The organism is Paenibacillus sp. J2L1-98 (assembly GCF_056269405.1).
Genome location: NZ_JBWDNW010000001.1, coordinates 333,222 through 356,256 on the forward strand (window position 1 = coordinate 333,222; position 23,035 = coordinate 356,256).

Here is a 23,035-nt window from a genome sequence, read left to right on the forward strand (position 1 = left end):
TGTTCATTCGTCCTGCAACTTCAATCACATCTTCTATCATACCATATGCCAGTTCAAAATCTAACCAGACCATTCACATTTTGAGCGGTCAATTATACTTGATTTATATAAATTATTGCGAGGCCCCGTTTCTCAGCTCGTGAGCCAGCTTGTAAAGCTCGGCAATGTCGAACCGGCCAATCTCCTCAAACCGTCTCACAGCTTCGTCAATATCCACGGCTTCAACGGCAATGACCTGCTCGCCATCAGGCGGGTTAAGAGGAGCTCCAACGAGACTAACCTCCCCATATCCGACCAGTCTAACGAAATTCGGATGAGGAATATGCGGTCTATAAGGCTCGGATGCGAAAGACCGGCATTTAAAGCATCCAAACAGCGTGTACGAAACGAGCTCCGCGCCAAGCTCCTCCTTCACCTCACGCACGAGGGCATCCATATGGCGCTCCTGCGGTTCCAGTGTCCCGCCGGCAAGCTCCCATCTTCCGTTATCGAGTTTCATCACCACATATTGTTCGCCAACCGTAGGAATGATGCTAATATTGCTAACCAGCTCCTCATCCACCCCATAATCAAGCGAAAAGCAGTTTTCAACAAATCCCATTACAATGCCCTTTGATAGAGCAGGATACGCTTCTAATCCTCTGTTCATTCGTGCAGACTTCCTTTTTATTTATATTTTAATTTATTGATGACCTATGAACTGGATCACTCCCGCTTCGCCATAGGTTACTCTCTCCACAATCCTTTTTCGTCCATTAGACCCGCTTGTCTACTATATGTTTATTATCCTTGATCTCTTGTCTTAGCATTTGGATTTCACTATTGAGCGTCTCCATATGTTTAGTCAATTTGGATGAGTCAATAGCGCCTCGAATAACGACTGACAGCAAAAGCATGGAAATGACCAAAAAAATAATTGCTAATAAAACAGGATCCATATTTCCCCTCCTCCTAAGTTGCCAAAAAAAAAACCTTCGTAAGAAAACCGCTCCAGTCTACCTCAAATAGTTTACCAAAAGGCAAGTGCCTTTTGTATCCCTTCCCTTCTTGGTCAGGAAAAGAAAACGGAGCGCAATACTGTCGCCAGTATGCACTCCGTTGTTTCTTTGCTATGATCGGAAATCTGATTAATCCTCTTTTGTTGCGAGGTTTTCCACTTGGAGAATATCGCCGTAAATTTCTTCAAGAGCAACACCTACAAACTTGCGGGAGCGCGGATTTCTAAGCTCCGACTTTTCTCCGTTGCGAAGCATGCGGGCACGTCTGGAAGCTGCTACGACAAGCGTGTATTTACTGTCAACTTTTTTCACCATTTCGTCAATGGACGGATATAACATCGTACATTCTCCTCACTCATGCTTTCTCAATTGCAGCAACCATTCCCGAAACGTAGGGCAAATATCTGTCTCTGCGGCAATGCTCTGCAATCATAATGCTGCGAATACGATCGCAAGCAGCATCTATCTCATCATTCAATACCGCATAGTCGTAGTGACCGAGTAAATTCATCTCATCAACGGCAACAGACATACGATTATTGATCGTATCCAATGATTCCGTACCACGACCGGTAATTCGCTGCTTCAACTCATCTAAGGACGGAGGCAATAGAAATACGAAAATGCCTTCGGGAAACTTTTGCTTCACCTTAAGCGCACCCTGCACTTCGATCTCCAAAATAACATCCTTGCCGCTCGCTAAAGTGCGTTCAACGAACTCACGCGGTGTTCCGTAGTAATTACCAACGTATTCGGCATGCTCCAGCAGCGCGTCCCGCGCGATCATATCCTGGAACTGCTCTCGGCTTTTGAAAAAATAATTGACGCCGTCGACCTCACCCTGACGCGGCAGCCTGGTCGTTGCCGACACAGAGTACACCAGCTCAGGAACCTTATTACGAAGAACCGAACAAACCGTCCCCTTGCCAACCCCTGAAGGGCCGGACAATACAATTAACAATCCCTTATCCATATTACTCCCCGTACTATTCGTCGTTATCGTCGTCCTTGGTGGACAACCGGTGCGCAACCGTCTCCGGCTGAACAGCCGATAAAATCACATGATCGCTATCTGTAATAATAACAGCGCGCGTGCGGCGTCCGTATGTTGCATCAATGAGCATATGCCGGTCGCGCGCCTCTTGAATAATTCTCTTAATCGGAGCCGATTCCGGGCTTACGATTGAAATAATGCGGTTTGCCGATACAATGTTCCCGAATCCGATATTAATTAGTTTAATAGCCAAGAATGGTTCCTCCTCCGCCTACGGCCTTCCCCTGTGCATCTGCCTGCAAATGTTCAAATACCCTATTATATTTAATAAATGTGAATACGACAAGTTTGCGTTCTTGCCAAATACCGACAGAACTACTGCACTATTGTTGACGAAAAAAGTGCCGGACATACGTCCCGGAGCACGCTTTTGGCATATGCCGAAGCCGCTATCGGGCAACCTGTCCTTGCCATGCTGCATAAGTGTGGCAACTGTATCTATGCTTCATATTAATTGATTTTTCACAAACGAACAAGCGAAAATGCGAAAACAGGCCAAAAAGGCTGTTTTTCGCATTCATTCTATCGTATTTAACTACATTCGCTCTGTCTTCCGCCACACATATTCCGTGAGCTGAACACCCATTTCATAGAACATAAACGGCGTAATTAAATAAATCCCTTTAAAATACGGCAAAGCGGCATCCAGCAGCTCCTTCGCGATCTGCACGCCTTCCGCCCGGCCTGCTTCCCCTTCGAGACCCGACATCCGCTGCCGCACCTCATCGGATAGCTGAATGCCCGGCACCTCGTTATGCAAATATTCAGCGTTACGTCCGCTGGCAAGCGGCATAATACCGATAAATACAGGCACGGATAAATGCTTCGTCGCTTCCGCGACCCTTTCAATAAGGACCGGATCATAAACGGGCTGCGTCATAATATAGTCCGCGCCCGACGTTATTTTGCGTTCAAGACGCTGTACAGCCTTATCCAAATGCTTGACGTTCGGATTAAACGCGGCTCCTACGACGAACTTCGCCTTTTGCTTGAGCGGCTTGCCCGAGAAGGCGGTTCCGTCATTAAGCTGCTTAATCATCCGGATCATCTCGAACGAAGTAAGATCGTATACCGAGCTTGAATCCGGCAAGTCGCCGAACCGTGCAGGATCACCGGTTACAGCCAGTACGTGATCGATATCGAGCGCATCCAATCCCATCATGTGGGACTGCGTTCCGATCAAGTTGCGGTCGCGGCATGCGATATGAACAAGCGGACGTATGCCTACTTTCTCCTGTACAAGCGCCGCAAGCGCAATGTTGCTCATGCGCGTCACCGCAAGCGAATTGTCAGCCATCGTAACCGCATCAGCCCTCGCTTCCTTCAACGCTGCAGCGCCGTCCATAAACTTGCGGATATCCAGATCTCGAGGCGGATCCAGCTCTACAATGACGGTATGGCGTTTCTGCACCAGATCAACGATTGACGGCTCCTGTACAGCAAGCTTCTGCGGCGTTTTGTCGTCTGCAGCCGGCTTCTCAGCCGGCTTTATGACAATCTTCTCTACCGCAGCCGCAGCCGGTTGTCCGATTTGAGGGATATAACCATCAAGCGCCGCAGCTATAGCCTTAATATGCTCCGGCGTCGTTCCGCAGCAGCCGCCGATTAGGCGAGCGCCGCGGTCGGCGAAGCGCTGGGCTGTCTCTGCAAAATAGTCAGGACCCGCGGAATACGTATATTTGCCGTCTATATAATCCGGAATACCTGCGTTCGGATATACCGATAACGGTAAACCGACAGGTCCTGCTATCGAATCGATCGCTCTCATGATGCCGGTAGGGCCGCTGCGGCAATTAAAACCGACCACGTCAGCACCGGCTTCTTGAAGCTGATCAAAGGCTCCCTTCATCCCGTTCCCGTCCTGCGTGCGGCCGACATCCTCAACCGCAAACTGACAAATAACCGGAACGTCGGAAGCAGCCCGTGCAATCCGAAGCGCAAGGAGCATCTCATCGAGATCATAGAACGTTTCAAGCAAAATGCCGTCCACGCCTTCATCAAGCAGCGCATGCATTTGACGCTGGTAGGCTTCGATTACTTTTGCCGTCCGCAAATTTTTCAATTTACCGTCGCGAATGGAGCCGACCGCTCCTACGACGTAGGCATCATCGCCGATTGCCGCACGGGCAGCGCGTACGCCGGCACGGTTAATGGCATCCATCTCGCCCTCTAAGCCGTATTTTGAGAGCTTCTCAAAATTGGCCGAAAACGTATTCGTCTCAATTACACGCGCCCCGGCTTCATAATAGCGGCGGTGAATGTTCTCGATCACATCGGGACGCAGTGTATTAAATTCCTCATAAGAAACGCCGACAGGGAACCCCATCTGATACAGATAGGTTCCCATCGCGCCGTCCCCGGTCAAGATACGCTGCTGGAGCGCTTCCCGCAAATCCGGTTTCATTATATTCATTCCACCCATCTTACGTTGCTCTTACAGCGTACCGCGGAACGATACCGCAGCCGGACCAGTCATATAAACATGATTATCGGACTCATTCCACTCAATGAGAAGATCGCCGCCTTTGAGCGATACGGTAGCGGTCCGGTCTGTCGCGCCGGTCAACACCGAAGCGACAACCGTTGCGCATGCGCCGGTGCCGCAAGCTAGTGTAGGGCCTGCGCCGCGTTCCCACACACGCATGTCGGTATGCGTACGGGAATTGACCGTCACAAACTCAACATTGATTTTGCGGGGAAATAGCGGATGCGTTTCAAGTTTCGGTCCCCATGTGCTCAGATCAAAATGAACAGCATCGTCTACGTAGATGACGCAGTGCGGGTTACCCATCGATACGGCGGTGAAACGGAATTCACGTCCATCCACCTCTATCGGATGCTCAATAACCTGTTCGGCATCGATTGTTGTCGGCACTTGAAGGCCATTCAAAATCGGCTCTCCCATATCAACACGTACAGATGACACTTCGCCATCCGAAACAGTGAGCTGCACCTTCTGTGCGCCGGCGCCTAAAGTTTCGATCGTAATTTCTTCTTTATCGGTTAAGCCATTATCGTAAACATATTTAGCTACGCAGCGGATGGCATTGCCGCATTGCTCTGCCTCTGAACCATCGGAATTAATAATGCGCATACGGAAATCCGCGATCTCCGAAGGCAAAATATAGACAAGTCCATCAGCGCCGATTCCAAAAAATCGATTGCAAAGCCGGATTGCCAAATCCGCCACATGATCAGGAAGCTGCTGCTCGCCTGCAATAACGACAAAATCATTTCCTAAACCGTGCATTTTTGTAAAATTCATCTGTTTGCCCTCTCCTTGCCGCATCTCTAGGTATAATAAAGCTATTATTTATTCCTAATAGCATACCGCAAAGCAAGAAGAAAGGCTATTCATAATTTGTATCATCATTTGCATTTTTTTGTTATCTTGCCGCGGTTTGCGGTCCGATCGGCCATTTTGTTTTGGTCTTCGTTTTCTTCGTGCCCAGCACGCTGCCAATTCCCATTACGAAAGTAGGAATTCCTGCGGCTACAAATACGAGACACCATTCGCGGAAATTAAGCGGAACGGTTTTGAAAATGGGCTGCAGCGCTTCGATATAAAGCACCCCAATCATAAGCAGCAGCGATGATAGCACGGCGAGCACCAAATATTTGTTTTGAAACGGATTACGGTGAAAAATAGAGCGCGAGCTTCTGCAGTCGAATACGTGAATAAGCTGTGCCATGACGAGAGTTGCGAAAGCTACCGTCTGTGCCTTCATCAACTGAGCGGCGCTGCTGGGCGCGTCATGCAGTGTAAGCCAGAAAGCGCCGAGCGTACAAACCCCGATCAAGATGCCGCGGCTAATAATTTTCCAGCCGAGCCTGCGGGAGAAAATACTTTCCTTGGCCGAACGCGGCTTTTGCTGCATCAAATCCTTCTCCGCCTGATCGATGCCGAGCGCCATCGCCGGCAGGCCGTCTGTAACCAGGTTGACCCATAGAATTTGGATCGGCACCAGCGGCAGCGGCAGCCCTGCCATCATCGCGAGAAACATAACGAGTATTTCTCCAACGTTGGATGCTAATAAATAACGGATAAATTTGCGGATATTTTCGTAAATGCCCCGCCCTTCCTCAATAGCGGCTACTATCGTCGAGAAGTTGTCGTCACTCAGCACGAGCGCTGAGGCTTCCTTCGATACATCCGTTCCGGTAATGCCCATCGCGATGCCGATATCAGCCGCTTTAATCGCCGGAGCGTCATTAACGCCATCGCCGGTCATTGCAACGACATGCCCTTGGCGCTGAAGCGACTTAACGATCCGCAATTTATGCTCTGGCGAGACGCGTGCGTAGACGTAAATGTTATCCACCAGCCGGTCAAGCTGCTCGTCGCTCATCGCCTCCAGCTGTCTGCCGCTCATTGCGATGCCGCCGCGCGGCATAATGCCAAGCTGACCGGCAATCGCTTCGGCCGTCAGTTGATGATCACCGGTTATCATAATCGTCTTAATGCCCGCGCGTCTGCAAGTGGCGATCGCTTCCTTCACTTCGCGGCGCGGCGGATCGATCATGCCGGTCAGCCCTACGAATACAAGCTGGCATTCCGCATCGCGTTCCGTCTCGCAAGTATCGCTGGCGCGCAAATCGCGATAGGCAAGTCCGAGCACCCGAAGCGCGGACTGTGCCATAAGTTCGCCCGCTTCCGCGCATTTGCGTTTAAGGGTCGCCGTGAAAGGGACAACCTTCCCCTCCCAGAGAACATAGGAGCAATGATCCATCAGCAAATCAGGAGCCCCCTTCGTACAGATGAGACGTCCGCCTTGATGCGACACCACGACCGACATCCGCTTCCGCTCCGAATCGAAGGGAAACTCCTTCTCCCGTTTGTAAAGCTGCTCTAGCGATTTGGCGGAGGATCCGAGCTTGGCTGACAACACCGCTAGCGCACCCTCTGTCGGATCTCCCTTAAGCAGCCACTCCTCCTGCGCTTCCTTACTTTTCCGTTTGCCCGTATCCGCCGGTTCCACCTTCACCAGCTGGGCATTATTGCATAAGGCGCTCACCTGGAGCAGGCGTTTAACGGATAAATCATGCTTGATATCAAGTGCGTTGCCATGTTCATAAATAGCGCCCGTCGGATCATAGCCTTCACCGCTTACCTCAAGCTGCCTTCCGCTTATCCATACATGCGTAACCGTCATTTTGTTTTGAGTCAGCGTCCCCGTTTTATCCGAGCAAATAACCGATGCGCAGCCGAGCGTCTCGACAGACGGCAGCTTGCGTACGATCGCCTTCCGTTTGATCATCCGCTGTACGCCCAGCGCAAGCGCGATCGTTACGATAGCCGGCAGTCCCTCCGGAATGGCGGCAACCGCCAAGCTAACACCGGCCAGAAACATGCCGTATGCCGGCTGACCGTGCAGAATACCTGCCGCGACAACCATAATCGTCAAGCCTACCGCTACGATGATCAAAATTTTGCCAAGCTGCTCCAGCCGATGCTGCAGCGGCGTCTCCATCGATTCTGTCTGCTCGATAAGACCCGCGATTTTACCCATTTCCGTCCCCATGCCCGTACGAATGACAACCGCTTTTGCCGTTCCCCGTGTGAGCATCGTGCCCATGAATCCAATGTTTCGCTGATCGCCTAAAGGCAGATCATCATCGCAGATAGCCGCAGCATGCTTCCCGACCGGCACCGATTCTCCCGTTAAAGCCGATTCCTCAACGTAGCAGCTGTTCGCTTCGAGCAGACGCACGTCAGCAGGAATCCGGTCTCCGCTCTCCAGATAAATAAGATCACCTGCAACGAGCTCCTTAGCAGGGACGGTCAGCAGTTCTCCACCGCGAATAACTTTAGCCGTCGGGGCCGACAATTCCTTGAGCGCCCGCAGCGAGCGTTCCGCCCGAAATTCCTGAACGAAGCCGAGTACCGCGTTAATTACAATAATAGCGACAATCGTAATCGCGTCTAAATATTCACCCAGCAAGCCGGAAATCAATGTCGCTCCCATCAAGACAAGCACCATAAAATCTTTAAATTGATTGAGGAACAATAAGATAGGCGAGACACGCTTGCCCTCCGTCAATTCATTCCGTCCGTGTTTTTCCAGCCGCTGCGCCGCTTCCGACGTCGTCAGCCCTTGTTCCGGGGAGCTGACTAACACGTCAACCAACTCATTTATCCCCATTTGATGCCATTTCATTTGTTCCATGGTATAACTCCCTCCCGTAATATACCGAGCCAAGCAGCAACGGCGCCGGCCCTTCGGACAGCCTTTATAGGGTAAATGTATTCGGACAGCCCACAAAATATCCCATGAAGGACTTAAGTTTTTGTCTCAACTATGGCATGATAGAGAAAGACTTACCAAGGAAGCGAGGAACCATACACCATGGCATTAGACGGCATCGTCACCCATGCGATCACGCATGACCTACAGCGCTGCGTCGGCGCGCGTATACATAAAATTCACCAGCCTACCGATCACGAGCTTGTATTCAGCATTCGCGGTGCGGGCATGCAGGGCAAGCTGCTCCTGTCCGCCAATCCGACATATCCTCGTGTGCACTGGACTACAGGCACATACGTCAACCCTATGGAAGCGCCTATGTTTTGCATGCTGCTCCGGAAGCATTGCGAGGGGGGCGTCATTGAATCCATTCGTCAAATCGGGCGCGAGCGTATCATTCATATCGAAGTGAAGCATCGCGACGAGCTTGGCGATTTATCGAACAAAACGATTATTATCGAAATTATGGGACGCCACAGCAACATTATTTTGATGGACCCCTCAACGGGCATTATTCATGACGGCATTCATCATGTCACGCCAGCAATTAGCAGTCATCGTATCGTATTGCCGGGCAGTATCTACACCTCTCCGCCTGAGCAGGGCAAGCTCGATCCTTTAGCAATTGCGGACGAGCAGCAATTTTCGGAGGCGCTAAGCGGCACCGATGAGACTGCACCTCTGCATAAAAGGCTGGTGGATAAGCTTAGCGGCTTCAGCCCCTTGATCGCCAAAGAGCTCGTATATCGCGCACAGACTGAAGCAGACAGGCTTCCGGATGCTGAAGGCGCATCACAGCCAACCATAAGCGAATTATGGAGCAGCTTCGCAGGCTTTATCCAGCTGATAAAGAAGGACCAATACAAGCCTACGATCATAACAAATCCGGATACCGGAAAATCATTTTTCTCGATCACGGAGCTCACTCATATTGACGGAGAAGCCGTGGTGTTCCCTGACGTTAGCGCTTGTCTTGAGGGCTTCTACGGCAACAAGGCCGAACGGGATACCGTTAAGCAGCGCGCTGCTGACCTCATCCGTTTCGTCCAAAATGAAAAAGCAAAAAACATTACAAAAATTAAAAAGCTTGAAGAAACGCTCATCGAGGCGAACGATGCAGAGAAGTATAGAGTATTGGGAGAACTGCTTACGGCTTATATGCATCAAATGAAACGCGGCGACACTTCAATTGAGCTTGTTAACTTTTATGACGAGGAGCAATCCGCCGTTACGATTGAGCTTGACCCGCAGCTCTCGCCTTCTGACAACGCGCAGCGTTATTTCCGGCGGTACACGAAGCATAAGAACAGCCTATCCATTGTTGCCGAGCAAATGGAGATCGCCCGTACCGAAATTCAATATTTTGAAGCGCTGCTGCAGCAGGTCGACAACGCTTCGCTTGGCGATATAGGCGAAATTCGCGACGAGCTCGTGGAGCAGGGCTACATGAAGGAACGCGGCCGACGCGGACCGAAAAAGAAAAAAGCACTTAAGCCAACCTTGCTTTGCTACACCTCCTCCGAAGGCGTAACGATGTATGTCGGCAAAAACAATACACAAAACGAATATTTAACGAACCGGCTCGCCTCGCCTTCCGATACATGGCTTCATACGAAGGATATTCCCGGCTCGCATGTCGTCATCAGAGGCGGCGATTTCGGCAATGCAACACTGGAGGAGGCCGCAATGCTTTCCGCGCATTATAGCCAAGCCCGCGACTCCAGCTCGATTCCGGTTGATTACACGTTCATTCGGCATGTACGGAAGCCAAACGGCGCGAAGCCGGGCTTCGTCATTTACGACAACCAAAAAACGCTGTTCATAACACCGGACGAGCAGCGCATTAAATCGCTGGCATGCGAATTAAAGTAACGGCCAAGTTAAACTTAAACTTAAACCAAAAGCGAAAAATTCGCTCAACAATCTTATGTTATGGTTTGCAGCTCATACAAGCTTAAACATCAAAAAAACACGGTCTCTCATTCACCTAGAATAAGAAACCGTGTTTTTGATTTTTTATGCAGCTTTTGCCATGTTACGCAATCAGGAATCAATGCTGCACGAATCGATGCTATATGAATCTCATTAGATTTACGTATTTTATTGCTTTCTTCTCCATGAAGGCTCGAGCTGACGCAGCACATCTGCATTTACTGTACGACTGCCTATCGCACCATGAAAAATGACTCCCGCTCGCGATCCATGAAAATCCGATCCGCCCGTAGCAATCAAATGGTAGCTCGCTGCGAGCTCAGCATAACGCCGCTCTTCTTCAGGCCCATGGTCAGAGTGGAACACTTCGATCCCTTGAACGCCGTAACGAATGATTTCCTCGACTAATGAATCATTGCCGTATAAGCCGGGATGAGCAATAACGCTTGTGCCGCCGGCCTCCCGTATCCAATCAACGGCCTCAAACGGATTCAGCCTTGGAAGATTGACGTAAGCCGCTGCACCCGTCTTTAAATAACGATCAAACGCCTCCTTTATATTAGAGACGACACCCTTGCGTATTAGCGCCGCAGCAATATGCGGGCGACCGATGCTAGCGTCGGCTGCTTTCGCAGGTTCCATCGTACTTTCCCGGTGTGCGGCAGCTATGACCTCATCCATAGTTAGAGCGATGCCGAGCTCCTGCAGCTTATTTACGATCATCTCATTCCGTTGATCTCTTAATCCGCGCAGGCTTGCAAGACGCGTTAGCCACTCCACATCATCATTATTCGTGTAATAACCAAGAATATGAATATCCGTCCCGTTTGCAACTGTGCTCACCTCAACACCCGGTACAACCGTCATGCCTAGGCGCTCCCCCTCCAGCATCGCTTCCGCTACGCCCGCGACCGTATCATGATCCGTGATGGCGATCGCCGAGAGTCCCGCCGCTTTAGCCAATCGGACGTTCTCTGCCGGAGATTGCATGCCATCTGAGGCTGTTGTATGCGTATGCAAATCAGCGAATCCATCCATTAGAGCCATTGCTGTAAATCTCTCTCTCTCAGAAAGGTTAGGAAGGTTACGGCTGATATCGGCAATATAGCCGATTTCAAATAAATGGAATAAAACTGCCGCTGAAACTTGGAATCAGACACTTTAATCATCCGAATTAAATCTAGCGCCACCTCATGCTTTACAGATGAGGAAGAGACAAAGGAGATGCCTAAGCCAGCCTCAACAGCCGACTTCACAGCACCAGTGCTGCCCAGCTCCATTACGATTTTCATCGAAGCGGGATCGATATTTTTCCTCCTCAGCTGCTCTTCCATAACAAGTCTAGTCCCCGAGCCTTGCTCACGGAGCACGAAGGGGAATTCCATGACTTCCTCTAAAGTGACGGAAGAACGCTCAGCTAACGGATGCGATTTGGAAACAATCAATCGAAGCTCGTCGCTCATAACCGCTTCCATATGCATATCCGGATGATTAACCGGAGCTTCGATCAAACCAAAATTAAGCTGATGATTTAAAATATCTTCCATGATTTGCGAGGTGTTCATTACTTTCATGCTTATTGAGATATGCGGGTACTCCTGACCGAACGGGCCGAGCAAGCGCGGCAAAATATATTCGCCTATCGTTAAGCTCGAGCCGAGCTGAAGTCTTCCCTTCAGCTGCTTCGTGAAAGCGGACATCGCCTGATCCGTATCGCGAATTAAATCGATGCTGCGCTGAGCGTAAGGCATAAGCGCCCTTCCTGCTTCCGTCAGCTCAATTCGTTTTGTAGAGCGCTGCAGCAGCTTCGTGCCGAAATAGTCCTCCAGTGACTGTACTTGCATCGTTACGGCCGGCTGAGTCATATGCAATGATTGCGCCGCCGCTGAAAAACTTCCACGTTCCGCAACCGTACAAAATATGTGCAGCTGATGAAAATTAAGCGCCATGAACCAATCATCCTTTCTTCTGGTGCTTATTATACTACAAAGCTTGTACAGAATCTTACAACCGTATCAAAAAAGCGTGCAATCTTTTTCAGATTGCACGCTCGGCTCATTATTGTATAGTAATCATACTTTATTTTCGTTTTCTGCTGCTCTTTACAAGAGTCATGCGCCGGGAATGACGAAGCCATGAATAATAGGACTTAAGATCCCTTAGCTCAATGGTTTCTGACATGCGCCCAAGGAAGGTTACGATGATCATTTTATGTAAAGGGCTTCCGGTAATATCCGTTTCCGTAAGTGAATCTGCAAATTCAGCAACAAATACAAGATCATCGTCAATTAAATAGACATCCTGTTCGTTGCGGTAATAGGACTCGACCCGTCCTTGCTTCAAACATTCCCATAGAAATTCAGCAATGTCTTCAAAACCGGTTTTCTCGCTTTCGATCCGGTCTAACCACCGACTCTTGGCGTGGTTCGTAATGACGATATCCGCTACTTTCTTATCGCCTAGATCGATATAAAACGACTCATATGTACTCCATCTTCTCGTCATTTTATCTTTCACTTCGCAACCTACTCCTTCCAAGGAACCAGGGCTTTTATACTATGAATTTAATTCCATTTTACCACGATTGTCCGAGATTACAACAATAAAATAAAGACAGACCATTTTTGTAATTTTGTGGATATTTTTGTATAAAAAAACACTTCTCAGCGTTATTCGTCGCTGAGAAGCGCTTTTAATGAATATTATAAATATATTTTTTATTTATGCACTTACTTATCGTTTAAGGGTCAGCACCGTCAATTTACGGCGCTGACCGCTCACGCTTCTATAAGCTGTAAAATCTCGTTTTGTCTTCACTGTCTTTACTGTACTCGGTCTTAATTTCATTCCGGTAAGAACGTTCAATCTTTCGAACGTACGGAAGCTTTCCCATTTGCCGCACGGCCTCTTCAGAACGCTCCGCATTCATGTACATCACGACGTAATGCATCTTCCGCGACATATAATGAACCGTCCCGAATCTTTCCAGTGACCTAGCCGCTTTCAAATCACTTACCCATACTATATATCCCGTTCGATCCGGTAACATCCTTTCCCTCCTAAAAGGTTCGCGCAGCAAACCTTACTTCATAAGCATATGCTTACGTTTGCGCAGTACGCCTGCTTCATAAGCGTGATCCTAACGCCCTCGTATTGCATCGTATTAGCCGCAGCCGCCGCTTCCGCAGCTGCATGAACCGCCGCTTCCGCAGCTGCCTCCGCCGCCGGCCTTTTCGTTGCCAGGCACTTTAATATTGTCCGAAACAGACTCCGCAATGGTGCGGGATACATCATAAAGCATGTCATCTACGAGCTGTTCCGCGAGCTTGAAGCGGCGAACGCTTTCGATTTCGCTTAGCTCACGTTCAATCTGCTTAACCTTGTCTTTCGCTTCGTTATAATCGGGGTGAAAGCGGCCAAATCGTTCGCACTCGGCAAACAGCTCCTTCGCCTTCGCGAATCGCTTCGTCATTTGCTTTACTTCCTCGTCCTCATTCACAGCCGACTTCCAATATAAATATTCGGCAACTTCCGCCGATTGATTGATCCAATCACCTAATTCATACGCACAAAGCAGCAGCGACGCCATATCGAGAGAAGAAACGCCGCCTTGCGGTTGCTCCAAATGAACAGCCGTTAAACCTCCAGCAGTTGGCATTCATCCACCTCATTTCAATGCTTATTCCTACACTATCATATCATATTCGCTTAGCCAATAGATAGAAATTATATTGGTGCTCAATGACCTGGAATGACGAGCCGCATTTCCTCCCACATATCCGGGGTAAGCCGGATCAGCTCACGCTGCGGATCATCCCGCAGCAGCCCGACGACAGCCCAGCCGTCATCCTGCTGCTCAAGCTTCTCGGGAACAAACGAACGAAGCTCGCGTTCTATTCGCAGCTGTACGGGCGTTTGCCAATGCAGCGCCTGTTCTATAAGCTCCTTCCTCGTGGAGTGGTGATATGCGCGAAGCTGCTTTATCCACATCGCAGGCACTCTCTCCAATTGAGATAAGGCTTGAAGCTTTTCCCTGGCGGCATGTTTATTAAGTTCAAAATGGTGAAGCGGAAATGCTTCATAAATGTAAGAAGGCGCAGCTGTTTTAGTCATTCCTGTTGCGTATATTTCCAGAACTTTTTCGTCTTCACTTCCTGAGTGAAGCATTGGATAACCGGCTTGTTCGTTCTGCGCGCCTGATTGTATCGCCTTACGGGCTGGATAGCCCCTCTTCTGCAGCAAGCTTTTTATTTCACTGATCTGAGACTTATTCACAATAAAGTCTATAGAACCAAGCTTTTGAAGGAGCATTGGAGCAAGGGCCGGATCATTCTGGACGATCGCCGCCATCGCTTCGTTATCGCAGCGCAGCAGCACGACCTCCGCAAACTCGGTGCGGCATGCGCGGCTGGTCCACACTTCTAACAACGCCTCGACGGCAGGGGGCAATGCTGTACCACCTGAAGACTGCTGAAGAAAAGTCTGGATAACTGCCTGTGTCCTGCCAAGCTCCAATGCGCGGGATATCGAGGCAGCTTCCAGCCGGTATACTGCGATCTGCTCATCCGATCTCCGTTCGGCCAGCAGCTCCAGCTCCCACCTGACCGGGAAGGGACATTCCGGCTGAACCATCACCTCACCATTCGGCTGGACGGCAATGAAAGGAGAAGATTCCGGGATACCTGTTTGGCTTTCGTCTGACAATGGCGCGGAAGACTTCCATCTGAAATAGAGCTCTTTATCATCGGATTGATGATAATCCACAAGCTCGAGCCAGCCCATGCTGTGCCATAATCCGAACCAGCCAAGCTCCGTAACGCCTTCATCAGGCTGCTTATCCGTTCCTGTAGCCTCGTGCAGCCATTTTTCCATATTCCGCTCCGAATACCATTCCCCTGCGCGTAATCCAATCAATGCCGCCGCTAAATGTGCGCTTCCCGCTCCAGAAGGGAGCAGCAATCCCAGGCACCAATTCATTAATTGACGCTCCCGTGCTGGTTCCTCCAGCTTAAGCCAGCCGCTGAGCATCGCTTCGTTCCATTTCAGTGATCCTTCCGCAGCATCGAGCAGGCCAAATGCAGACGCCGCTTCCATAATAAAAGCCACGGTCAAAGGATAAGCGTCCGGGTAGGACCATTTTAAATCGAATGTTTTTAGATGGCGTTCATCGATATCAACGGTTTGCATCAGTTTGGCTACCGTTTTTTTCGGAAGCGTACCGCTAACCGTAAGACCTAAACCGCTTCTTCCCAATGCCGAAAAAGCAGATAGCAGCTGTCTTCCTAACGGTCTGCAATAAGGCCTCATGACGCCATTCATTAGTATTTCCCTCTCTTGGGCGGATAGCGGTTCGGCTGTGCATGGAAATAATGCCCTCTGCCATCCGGCGAAGCATTCCACCGGCGCAAAATACAGACTCTCCCCCCATACTTTCCGTACGGAAAACAAAATGCCTGCCTCCTCAAGCTCTGCTAGTCCCAGCTGGCACTCGGCACCTGACAGATCGGTGTGCCTCCGCAATTCTTTAATGAGCCGCTCTCCTTCAACGGGCATAGCTGCAAAGAGACGCAGCATCTCCTTGAATACCTCCGCTGCATATGGCGTCAGCAAAGCTGCAGCCTCTTTTATTGCCCCGTCCTTTACAGCCGCTTCCTCCCATGACAGCCCCCTTTGACTGGCTGGATGCCATGCCGGCGCCTGCATAAAGCCCGCCATTTGTTCTGAGGTAAGCTTAGCTGCCAGCTGCTGCATTCTCATAAAGCCGCAGCCTCCTCCAGCCCGGCATCGTCATGCGGCAAGCTTAGTCGTTCATATTGATAGCCCTGCTCAAGCATAAACAGTTGTCTTTTCATCGCGAATTCCGTTTCCTTTGTTTGATCCGTCACAATCGTATAAAACCAAGCGCAATTATTGCCGGCCTTCGGCCTCAATAATCTTCCAATCCGCTGCGCCTCCTCCTGCCGCGAGCCGAAGCTCCCTGAGAGCTGGATAGCGACTGCCGCATCAGGCAAATCAACTGCAAAATTCGCTACCTTCGAAACGATCAGCACCGATAGATCTCCGGCTTTAAAGCTGTCATACAGCTGCTGCCGCTCCTGCTGGGGCACCTCTCCCGTTAGCACGGGGGCCGACAGCGTTTTGGACAGCTCATGCAGCTGATTCAAATATTGCCCAATGATGAGGGTTGGCTTGCCTGCATGCTCCTGCAAAAGCTTCTGGACGACCGGGATTTTACCGGGATTTTCAGCTGCCAATCTGAGCTTTGATCGAGCGCTGGCCTGTGAATACACAAGCTCCTTATTTTTATGGAGAGGTACCCTTATTTCTGTACAGGAGACAGCAGCAATATGAGAGCCGGCCTCCGCCGCCTTCCACTGCATGTCAAATTGCTTCGGACCGATCAAGGAATAAACATCCTCGGCGCAGCCATCCTCCCGAACCAATGTGGCCGTTAAGCCGAGCCTCCTGGTTGCTTGTATATCCGCAGTCATCCGGAATACTGGAGCTGGAAGCAGATGCACCTCATCATATATAATGAGCCCCCAATCCCGCTCAAAGAACAGCTTCATATGCGTAAAAGGAGACTCCTTCGACTTCCGGTGCGTTAAAATGTTGTAGGTCGCAATTGTAACCGGACGAACCTGCTTCAACGTGCCGCAGTACTCTCCCACCTCCGAATCTGTCAGCGACGTTTTATCCAGCAGCTCGTTCTTCCACTGCTTAACTGAAGTCGAATTGGACGTTAGAATAAGCGTTGCTCTGCCTAAACGAGCCAGCGCAGCAATTCCAACTATCGTTTTTCCCGCCCCGCAGGGCAGTACGATAACGCCGCTGCCGCCTTGTACCGTCCCCTCCTTATAGAAGAGCTCAACTGCAGACTGCTGATAGTCCCTTAATTCGAATTTGCGTCCGTTTGACGTACGTTCCTTCAGCTGCAGGGCAAGCGCTTCGCCGGCATGATAGCCCGCCATATCAATGACAGGATATCCAAGACGCGTCAGCTCCTGCTTCAAGGCGCCTCTGCAGCTTTCGTTCAGCTCCCAGGCACCGGCCTCCAGTTTTAATGCAACACAGCTCATAATGGAGGAATGCTCCTTCAGCTCATCCATAATCGACAAATCACCATGCAGGACCAGCTTACCCGAATCGGTCGTCAGCCAGAGCTTATTGTACCTGCCAATCAGCTTCCGTATCATAACCTCCGCTTGAAAAGGCAGCTCGTACCGTCCGTATTCCGACAGCCAGCGGACGATATCATCCGCTGCGATTCCCGCAGCCGCCGCATTCCAAAGCGTTAAGGGCGTCATGCGATAAGTATGTATAAAGCCTGCTCTTCTTGTGGCGTCCATGAACAGAACGAGCTTCTCTCTTGCCTGCTGTGCCAAAGGCTTGCTTTCATCAAGCAGTACCATTAAATCCGATTGAACGATCAATGGCTTTTCATTAAGATCGTGCATCCTTCTCCTCCTTAAACGTTTGTGGAACAAACGTACTTCGAAAGCATAAGCTCAGGTTTGTAAAACAAACGTAATTCGTAAGCTTGAGCTTAAACAGAGTTCTTCTCCTGACAGTATGCAAAATTTAACACTTTTTTATGCTTGAGCTATAAATTGCTCCGCGCGATTTTCATATGCGAAATGTGTTATAGTAATAAGAAGTTCCTATATTGACCGCAAACCGGGCTGGAGGTACCGCATCGATGAAAAGAATTATAATCATTCTCCTCATGCTCATTTGTATGCCGCTTGCCGGCTGTTCGGCCATTTCCGAGCTTTCCTCGAATGTTATTCAAACGAACCAATGGTATCAGGTAGCCGGCTTTATTGACGGCGATACCTTTAAGATCAAGACCGGTTCCGATGAAACGACAATACGGCTGCTTTATGTGGATACGCCAGAAACAAAAAAACCTAATAGCCCAGTGGAGGCGTTCGGGCCCGAGGCTTCTGCTTTTACCGAGAAGCTGTTGACTGAATCACAAGAGGTCAGGCTTACCTTCGACAAGGAGTCGACGGATCGTTACGAACGTACGCTTGCAGTTGTTGAGCTAAAGGACGGCCGCATATTAAACGAGCTGCTGCTGGAGCAAGGTCTGGCGAAGGTGCTGATTGTTGAACCGAACGTCAAGATGGAAAACGCATACAAACAGCTTGAGCAGCAAGCCAAGCAAGCAAAGAAGGGTCTTTGGAGCAGCAGTTCCGAAAGCAATCATATCGTTTTCCCTGTGAAGAAAGCGGCCCGAAACGGCATTCTCATCGAGGTAGACAAACAAGCTGAGCTTGTCACCATAACCAATACGACAAATGAAATAATTTCCATGAATGGCTGGAAGCTCATCAGCGTTCGCGGCAACCAGACCTACCCGTTTGAGCATTATGTTTTGGACGCGCAGCAAAAAGTGGTCATCACTTCTGCAGACCAGGCGATATCTTCGGACTTTGACCTGCTTCAATGGGGGGCAGCGAACATTTGGAATAATAAAGAGTCGGATCCTGCTGAGCTCTACAACGAATACAACGAATTAGTAGCCGTCTGGGAAGATGAATAGCCGGGATGCCTTCCATAACCAAATAAGGCTGCCGAAGGCGTACATACGCCTCCGGCAGCCTTATTTATTTGAACAGATTAGTGAACTGCCGCATGCTCCTGTTCGGAAATCGCACTTAACGCTTCCCCTGCTTCATTGACGAAAATTTCACGAATCGCCAAATCTCCGATTGCCAGCACGCCGATCAGCTCGCCGCCTTCGACCACTGGAAGCCTGCGTATTTGCTTGGCTGCCATCAGTTCCGCTGCCTCGTCTGTTGAAGTGTCGGAAGTGATGGTCTCAACATCCGTTGTCATGACTTCCGAGACTGCCGTTGATCCGGAATGCTTCTCCGCATAGCCTCGAACGACCAAATCTCTGTCCGTAACGACACCGATCAGCTTCTTGCCTTCTACAATCGGAACGAATCCGATATCATGCTGCTTCATCTTCAAGGCAATCTCGTATACGTTATCCTGCAGCGTAGCTGTGACACAATCCGTGGACATAATTTGTTTAATGGTTTTCATGTGGATACCCTCCTCGATAATCAGTTCGAGGTTTAGTATGTCCGTCCCCGCGAACACATATCCACGTTTAAGTAGATGGAGCAGTTCCGGCGGCATAATCTTCCGCCATTCCGATTAGGAGCCTTGCCGCGCGAAGCATCGCTCTTTCATCGATATCAAATTTCGGATGATGATGGGAGTAAGCGGCGCCGCAATTCTCGTTTCCGGCTCCTACAAACATAAAGCAGCCCGGCACCTTCTCCAAGTAATAGGAAAAGTCCTCCGCAACCGTTATCGCTTCCGACCGAATAACAGCCGCTTCACCGAACAACCCCTCCCCTACTCTGAAGAAGCGCTCGGCCTCCGCCTCATCGTTCACCACTGCCGGATATCCGATTCTCATTTGATAGTCGAATTCCGCATCATGCATCTGGCAGACATGCGTCACAAGCGACTCCAAACGTTCATGGATCATCTTCCTCGTCTTCTCGTCAAACGTTCTGACCGTACCTTTAAGCCTGCAGCGTTCTGCGATAATGTTGTTCGTCGAGCCCGCTTGGAAGGAACCGATCGTCACTACTGCCGGATGAAGCGGGTTCACATTGCGGCTAACGATCGATTGAACCGCTTGAACCAGCGTTGAGCCGATCATAATCGCATCGACGGCTTGATGCGGCAGTCCGCCATGACCTCCGCGTCCGACAATATCGATAACGAATTCATCTGCTGCGGACATGAACGGTCCTGCTTTAGACGCGACTAAGCCATGAGCGAGCGGCGTCCATAAATGTACGCCATAAATGGCGTCTACGCCGTCGAGCGCCCCATCGTTAATCATCGGTACCGCTCCGCCCGGAGTAACCTCCTCAGCCGGCTGGAACAGCAGCCTGCGCTCACCGCTAATTCCGGCGAGATTAGCCGAATAATATGACGCAATAGCAAGCAGCGTTGATGTATGGGCATCATGACCGCAAGCATGCATGACATTCGGCACCTTCGATGCGTAATCGCATGATTTCTCATCCTGAATGGGAAGCGCATCGATGTCCGCACGCAGTGCGACAACCGGCCCTTGCTTATCCCCTCTAAAAACTGCAATTAACCCATGTCCGCCAACACCTGTCCGGACCTCGCAGTTCAAATCGCTTAACTGGTTCGCAATCCAGCTAGACGTTACACGTTCATGAAACGACAGCTCCGGATATTGATGGAGATGCCTGCGCCAATTAATCATTTTGGGATATAGCTGCTGAAGCTCCAGATCTACGATATCCTCTGTCTGCAAATCGCAAACCCCCTAACATTTTTGTGAAACAAATATCCCCTGTAAACATAAATTTTGCGTTTTGTTTCACTTAGCTCTCCCCGGAAGCCTCACTTCCGGACGACTGGGATCATTTCATATAGTTTACCAGAAAAAAGCCTGATTAAGAAAGCTTATACGCCATTGAATAGACAGGATTCATACATTTCTTCAAAATGTCACTTTTGTCTGCGGTAAGGGTTGGGAGTAAGGGTTGCGCTTGCTGGGGAAACATACTATCATGAGAAAAGAATGCACAACTCTGTCTTTTGAATTGGAAGCATATGCTTACGAAGTCAGTTTTGCTTCACAAAACCTTTGGGAGGAACTATCATGATTATTGAAAATACCGGCTTAAACGGTGTTAAAAGCGAACTGGACCATTTAGACGAATCTGCTGAGAAGGTTGGCTTTGTCCGTTGGCAGTGGGAATATTATCGCGCTACATACGATTTGAAACTAGAGGACCGCGCAAGCGGCTCCGATTATTATCTCAGAATTGCTACACGCGCGATTGAAGGAAAGCTGGAATCGCCGCATGCCGTGCTCGTTATTGAATCCGTCTACATCGGACGCTCCACATTCCCGCATGGTCTTGAGTATGAGTCCCCGGTACCGCAGCACATCTTGAATACGGCGACGCAAAGACTACAACAATTGAAACAGCTGCTAGCGTAACGGTGGAAACATGAAAGCCACGCAGAACGGTAGCCGTGGAAGACCGGACTTTCTGCTTCTCATCTTAACTCTTTTGCTCGTAGGCTTTGGACTTGTAATGGTGTTTAGCGCAAGCTCGAGTGTTGCAAAAGTATCCTTTGATGATTCATTTTACTTCATTAAGCGCCAGCTCGTATGGGCTGGCCTTGGTACTTTCGTCATGCTGTTAATGATGAACCTTCGCTATCAATTCTATAAGAAAGCCTTTATGCTCTTTTTCTTACCGGTTATTATCATGCTAATCCTCGTCCCTTTTGTGAGTGAATCCGTTAACGGTGCCCGAAGTTGGTTCGGTGTCGGCTCACTTGGTATTCAGCCAACCGAGCCAGCCAAGCTTGCGCTAATTTTGTATGTTGGAGCGCTTATTTCCAAAAAGGGTGAGAAATTTCGCGATTTTAAGAAGGGACTGCTGCCGGTTGTCGTCATAGTCGGATTCATTTGCGGACTTATTATGATGCAGCCCGATCTCGGCTCTTGCATGGTTCTTGCCTCATGCGCTACCATTATGATTTTGGCAGGCGGCGCGAATTTAAAGCATCTTTTTGTTATTGGAACCGTTCTCGCGATACTCGGTACGGTAGTAATCAGCATATGGATGGCAATTGACTCAAAAGGATGGCAATATAGAATTGACCGTTTTACGGCCTATTCCGATCCGCTTGCGGACGCGCAAGGGACTGGCTGGCAGATGGTGTCTTCCCTACAGGCGCTTGGACATGGTGGATTGACCGGAGCCGGATTTGGCGAGAGCGTTCAAAAATTACACTATTTAAAATACGCCTATAACGATTTTATTTTCTCGATCATTGCTGAAGAGTTTGGTTTTATCGGGAGCACTATTTTCTTGCTGTTTTATTTACTATTTTTATGGCGCGGTCTTATTGTCGCTCTGCGTTGTCCGGATGAATACGGAACTATCGTAGGTATCGGTATCGTCGGCTTGTTGACAATGCAAGCATTCATCAACATTGGAGGAGTTACCAATGCGATACCAATGACCGGCGTCACCCTGCCATTCATAAGCTATGGCGGTTCATCATTGCTTATTTGTCTCATGTGTATGGGGGTTCTTCTAAGCATTTCGAGAGAAACGAATAAAACGGAAAATCAAAGCACTAAAATCGGTACTCAAAACCGAGCGTCAACAAAACAAAAGACCTCTTCAATATGAGAGGTCTTTTGCTTTACATATTTAGAGCTTAACTTATTACTTTAACCGCAGCTGCTGCGGATCCTCAATCTCTTCCTCTTTAAAGGCAACCCCTTCAACCTTTACGTTCACTTCCACTACGTGCAAGCCTGTCATGTTTTCTACCGATTCACGCACATTAAGCTGAAGCTGGCGGCAAACCTCTTGAATCGGGATACCATAGTGAACAATGATTCGAAGATCAATCGCAGCTTCCGTCTGCCCTACTTCAACAGATACGCCCTTCTGCACATTTTTGCCGCTGAGACGTTTGGCGAGTCCTTCAGATATCCCACCCGACATTGCCGCTATACCTGGCGTTTCAAGTGCTGCGAGTCCAGCTATCGTTGCTACTACATCATCAGAGATTCGGATAAGACCTGTTTGAAGTTCTTCGGTCATGTGACTCACTCCTCATTTTTCCATATACGTTTATTGTAATAGAACCTCACCCGTGAAGCAAGAACAGCGCTACTAAATGATAGCAATTAGCCGTTTTTTATATATAAGAATTTGTAAGTTTCATATGTATAACCTGCAACTCCTGCTTTTAGCTTATTA

22 protein-coding genes are annotated in these 23,035 nt (G+C 49.4%); 4 read left to right on the plus strand and 18 right to left on the minus strand.

The features are described from left to right. Positions 1-112: 112 nt before the first annotated feature. The 8 genes from AC0YNZ_RS01610 to AC0YNZ_RS01645 form a co-directional block, all read right to left on the minus strand. On the minus strand, positions 113-649 hold the full coding sequence (locus AC0YNZ_RS01610) for an NUDIX hydrolase (RefSeq protein ID WP_475824973.1): 537 nt from the start codon (positions 647-649) through the stop codon (positions 113-115). 106 nt (positions 650-755) lie between these two features. Beyond that, complete coding sequence (locus AC0YNZ_RS01615; protein WP_475824974.1) at positions 756-938, minus strand: hypothetical protein; 183 nt, start codon at positions 936-938, stop codon at positions 756-758. Between the two features lie 189 nt (positions 939-1,127). Further along, positions 1,128-1,337, minus strand: a complete 210-nt coding sequence (rpoZ, locus tag AC0YNZ_RS01620) for a DNA-directed RNA polymerase subunit omega (RefSeq protein WP_110769098.1) — start codon at positions 1,335-1,337, stop codon at positions 1,128-1,130. A gap of 16 nt (positions 1,338-1,353) precedes the next feature. Next, a complete protein-coding gene (gene gmk / locus AC0YNZ_RS01625) occupies positions 1,354-1,971 on the minus strand; it encodes a guanylate kinase (RefSeq protein ID WP_110769099.1) in 618 nt (205 codons plus the stop codon). 13 nt (positions 1,972-1,984) lie between these two features. Beyond that, complete coding sequence (gene remA, locus AC0YNZ_RS01630) at positions 1,985-2,245, minus strand: extracellular matrix/biofilm regulator RemA (RefSeq protein ID WP_005548256.1); 261 nt, start codon at positions 2,243-2,245, stop codon at positions 1,985-1,987. Positions 2,246-2,587: 342 nt separating this feature from the next. Then, positions 2,588-4,456 (minus strand): bifunctional homocysteine S-methyltransferase/methylenetetrahydrofolate reductase, encoded by a 1,869-nt coding sequence (locus tag AC0YNZ_RS01635; protein WP_475824975.1) that lies wholly within the window; start codon positions 4,454-4,456, stop codon positions 2,588-2,590. A 30-nt stretch (positions 4,457-4,486) separates the two neighbouring features. Then, positions 4,487-5,317: a diaminopimelate epimerase gene (gene dapF, locus AC0YNZ_RS01640; protein WP_475824976.1), complete on the minus strand. Its 831-nt coding sequence runs from the start codon at positions 5,315-5,317 to the stop codon at positions 4,487-4,489. 121 nt (positions 5,318-5,438) lie between these two features. Beyond that, positions 5,439-8,219 carry a calcium-translocating P-type ATPase, SERCA-type gene (locus AC0YNZ_RS01645; RefSeq protein WP_475824977.1) on the minus strand — a complete coding sequence of 927 codons (2,781 nt, stop codon included), beginning with the start codon at positions 8,217-8,219 and terminating at the stop codon, positions 5,439-5,441. A 180-nt stretch (positions 8,220-8,399) separates the two neighbouring features. Between AC0YNZ_RS01645 and AC0YNZ_RS01650 the strand changes: the two genes are divergently transcribed. Then, entirely contained in the window at positions 8,400-10,169 is a 1,770-nt protein-coding gene (locus tag AC0YNZ_RS01650; protein ID WP_475824978.1) for an Rqc2 family fibronectin-binding protein, read from the plus strand. A gap of 228 nt (positions 10,170-10,397) precedes the next feature. Here AC0YNZ_RS01650 and AC0YNZ_RS01655 read toward each other — a convergent pair whose 3' ends face one another. From AC0YNZ_RS01655 to AC0YNZ_RS01685, 7 genes are all read right to left on the minus strand, one after another. After that, positions 10,398-11,276 (minus strand): PHP domain-containing protein, encoded by an 879-nt coding sequence (locus tag AC0YNZ_RS01655; RefSeq protein WP_475824979.1) that lies wholly within the window; start codon positions 11,274-11,276, stop codon positions 10,398-10,400. Further along, positions 11,267-12,178 carry a selenium metabolism-associated LysR family transcriptional regulator gene (locus tag AC0YNZ_RS01660; protein WP_475824980.1) on the minus strand — a complete coding sequence of 304 codons (912 nt, stop codon included), beginning with the start codon at positions 12,176-12,178 and terminating at the stop codon, positions 11,267-11,269. Before AC0YNZ_RS01660 ends, AC0YNZ_RS01655 begins: the two co-directional genes overlap by 10 nt. Positions 12,179-12,308: 130 nt before the next feature. Beyond that, positions 12,309-12,746, minus strand: a complete 438-nt coding sequence (locus tag AC0YNZ_RS01665) for a hypothetical protein (protein ID WP_475824981.1) — start codon at positions 12,744-12,746, stop codon at positions 12,309-12,311. A 268-nt stretch (positions 12,747-13,014) separates the two neighbouring features. Continuing rightward, on the minus strand, positions 13,015-13,278 hold the full coding sequence (locus tag AC0YNZ_RS01670; protein WP_110769105.1) for a YlbG family protein: 264 nt from the start codon (positions 13,276-13,278) through the stop codon (positions 13,015-13,017). A 114-nt stretch (positions 13,279-13,392) separates the two neighbouring features. After that, positions 13,393-13,887: a YlbF/YmcA family competence regulator gene (locus AC0YNZ_RS01675; RefSeq protein ID WP_475824982.1), complete on the minus strand. Its 495-nt coding sequence runs from the start codon at positions 13,885-13,887 to the stop codon at positions 13,393-13,395. A gap of 80 nt (positions 13,888-13,967) precedes the next feature. Then, on the minus strand, positions 13,968-15,986 hold the full coding sequence (locus AC0YNZ_RS01680) for a helicase-associated domain-containing protein (protein WP_475824983.1): 2,019 nt from the start codon (positions 15,984-15,986) through the stop codon (positions 13,968-13,970). Next, entirely contained in the window at positions 15,983-17,686 is a 1,704-nt protein-coding gene (locus tag AC0YNZ_RS01685) for a DNA repair helicase XPB (RefSeq protein WP_475824984.1), read from the minus strand. The genes AC0YNZ_RS01680 and AC0YNZ_RS01685 overlap by 4 nt, the downstream gene beginning before the upstream one ends. A 242-nt stretch (positions 17,687-17,928) precedes the next feature. Here AC0YNZ_RS01685 and AC0YNZ_RS01690 point away from each other — a divergent pair, with 242 nt between their 5' ends. Further along, positions 17,929-18,777: a thermonuclease family protein gene (locus AC0YNZ_RS01690; RefSeq protein ID WP_475824985.1), complete on the plus strand. Its 849-nt coding sequence runs from the start codon at positions 17,929-17,931 to the stop codon at positions 18,775-18,777. Between the two features lie 77 nt (positions 18,778-18,854). Here the strand turns inward: AC0YNZ_RS01690 and AC0YNZ_RS01695 are convergent, their stop codons facing one another. Further along, complete coding sequence (locus tag AC0YNZ_RS01695) at positions 18,855-19,286, minus strand: CBS domain-containing protein (RefSeq protein ID WP_110769110.1); 432 nt, start codon at positions 19,284-19,286, stop codon at positions 18,855-18,857. A 67-nt stretch (positions 19,287-19,353) separates the two neighbouring features. Next, positions 19,354-20,499: an amidohydrolase gene (locus AC0YNZ_RS01700; RefSeq protein WP_475825481.1), complete on the minus strand. Its 1,146-nt coding sequence runs from the start codon at positions 20,497-20,499 to the stop codon at positions 19,354-19,356. Between the two features lie 402 nt (positions 20,500-20,901). Here AC0YNZ_RS01700 and AC0YNZ_RS01705 point away from each other — a divergent pair, with 402 nt between their 5' ends. Further along, positions 20,902-21,246: a YugN family protein gene (locus AC0YNZ_RS01705; protein WP_475824986.1), complete on the plus strand. Its 345-nt coding sequence runs from the start codon at positions 20,902-20,904 to the stop codon at positions 21,244-21,246. 10 nt (positions 21,247-21,256) lie between these two features. Continuing rightward, a complete protein-coding gene (gene ftsW / locus AC0YNZ_RS01710; protein WP_475824987.1) occupies positions 21,257-22,456 on the plus strand; it encodes a putative lipid II flippase FtsW in 1,200 nt (399 codons plus the stop codon). A gap of 36 nt (positions 22,457-22,492) precedes the next feature. Here ftsW and AC0YNZ_RS01715 read toward each other — a convergent pair whose 3' ends face one another. Next, positions 22,493-22,876, minus strand: coding sequence for an Asp23/Gls24 family envelope stress response protein (locus AC0YNZ_RS01715; protein WP_056636685.1), 384 nt, complete (start codon positions 22,874-22,876; stop codon positions 22,493-22,495). Positions 22,877-23,035 lie beyond the last annotated feature (159 nt).

Coding starts and splice junctions, on each gene's coding strand:
- AC0YNZ_RS01610 (WP_475824973.1), bottom strand. CDS start 649: ATGAACAGAGGATTAGAAGCGTATCCTGCTCTATCAAAGGGCATTGTA.
- AC0YNZ_RS01615 (WP_475824974.1), bottom strand. CDS start 938: ATGGATCCTGTTTTATTAGCAATTATTTTTTTGGTCATTTCCATGCTT.
- rpoZ (WP_110769098.1), bottom strand. CDS start 1,337: ATGTTATATCCGTCCATTGACGAAATGGTGAAAAAAGTTGACAGTAAA.
- gmk (WP_110769099.1), bottom strand. CDS start 1,971: ATGGATAAGGGATTGTTAATTGTATTGTCCGGCCCTTCAGGGGTTGGC.
- AC0YNZ_RS01635 (WP_475824975.1), bottom strand. CDS start 4,456: ATGAAACCGGATTTGCGGGAAGCGCTCCAGCAGCGTATCTTGACCGGG.
- dapF (WP_475824976.1), bottom strand. CDS start 5,317: ATGAATTTTACAAAAATGCACGGTTTAGGAAATGATTTTGTCGTTATT.
- AC0YNZ_RS01645 (WP_475824977.1), bottom strand. CDS start 8,219: ATGGAACAAATGAAATGGCATCAAATGGGGATAAATGAGTTGGTTGAC.
- AC0YNZ_RS01650 (WP_475824978.1), top strand. CDS start 8,400: ATGGCATTAGACGGCATCGTCACCCATGCGATCACGCATGACCTACAG.
- AC0YNZ_RS01655 (WP_475824979.1), bottom strand. CDS start 11,276: ATGGCTCTAATGGATGGATTCGCTGATTTGCATACGCATACAACAGCC.
- AC0YNZ_RS01660 (WP_475824980.1), bottom strand. CDS start 12,178: ATGGCGCTTAATTTTCATCAGCTGCACATATTTTGTACGGTTGCGGAA.
- AC0YNZ_RS01670 (WP_110769105.1), bottom strand. CDS start 13,278: ATGTTACCGGATCGAACGGGATATATAGTATGGGTAAGTGATTTGAAA.
- AC0YNZ_RS01675 (WP_475824982.1), bottom strand. CDS start 13,887: ATGCCAACTGCTGGAGGTTTAACGGCTGTTCATTTGGAGCAACCGCAA.
- AC0YNZ_RS01680 (WP_475824983.1), bottom strand. CDS start 15,986: ATGAGAATGCAGCAGCTGGCAGCTAAGCTTACCTCAGAACAAATGGCG.
- AC0YNZ_RS01685 (WP_475824984.1), bottom strand. CDS start 17,686: ATGCACGATCTTAATGAAAAGCCATTGATCGTTCAATCGGATTTAATG.
- AC0YNZ_RS01690 (WP_475824985.1), top strand. CDS start 17,929: ATGAAAAGAATTATAATCATTCTCCTCATGCTCATTTGTATGCCGCTT.
- AC0YNZ_RS01695 (WP_110769110.1), bottom strand. CDS start 19,286: ATGAAAACCATTAAACAAATTATGTCCACGGATTGTGTCACAGCTACG.
- AC0YNZ_RS01700 (WP_475825481.1), bottom strand. CDS start 20,499: ATGATTAATTGGCGCAGGCATCTCCATCAATATCCGGAGCTGTCGTTT.
- AC0YNZ_RS01705 (WP_475824986.1), top strand. CDS start 20,902: ATGATTATTGAAAATACCGGCTTAAACGGTGTTAAAAGCGAACTGGAC.
- ftsW (WP_475824987.1), top strand. CDS start 21,257: ATGAAAGCCACGCAGAACGGTAGCCGTGGAAGACCGGACTTTCTGCTT.
- AC0YNZ_RS01715 (WP_056636685.1), bottom strand. CDS start 22,876: ATGACCGAAGAACTTCAAACAGGTCTTATCCGAATCTCTGATGATGTA.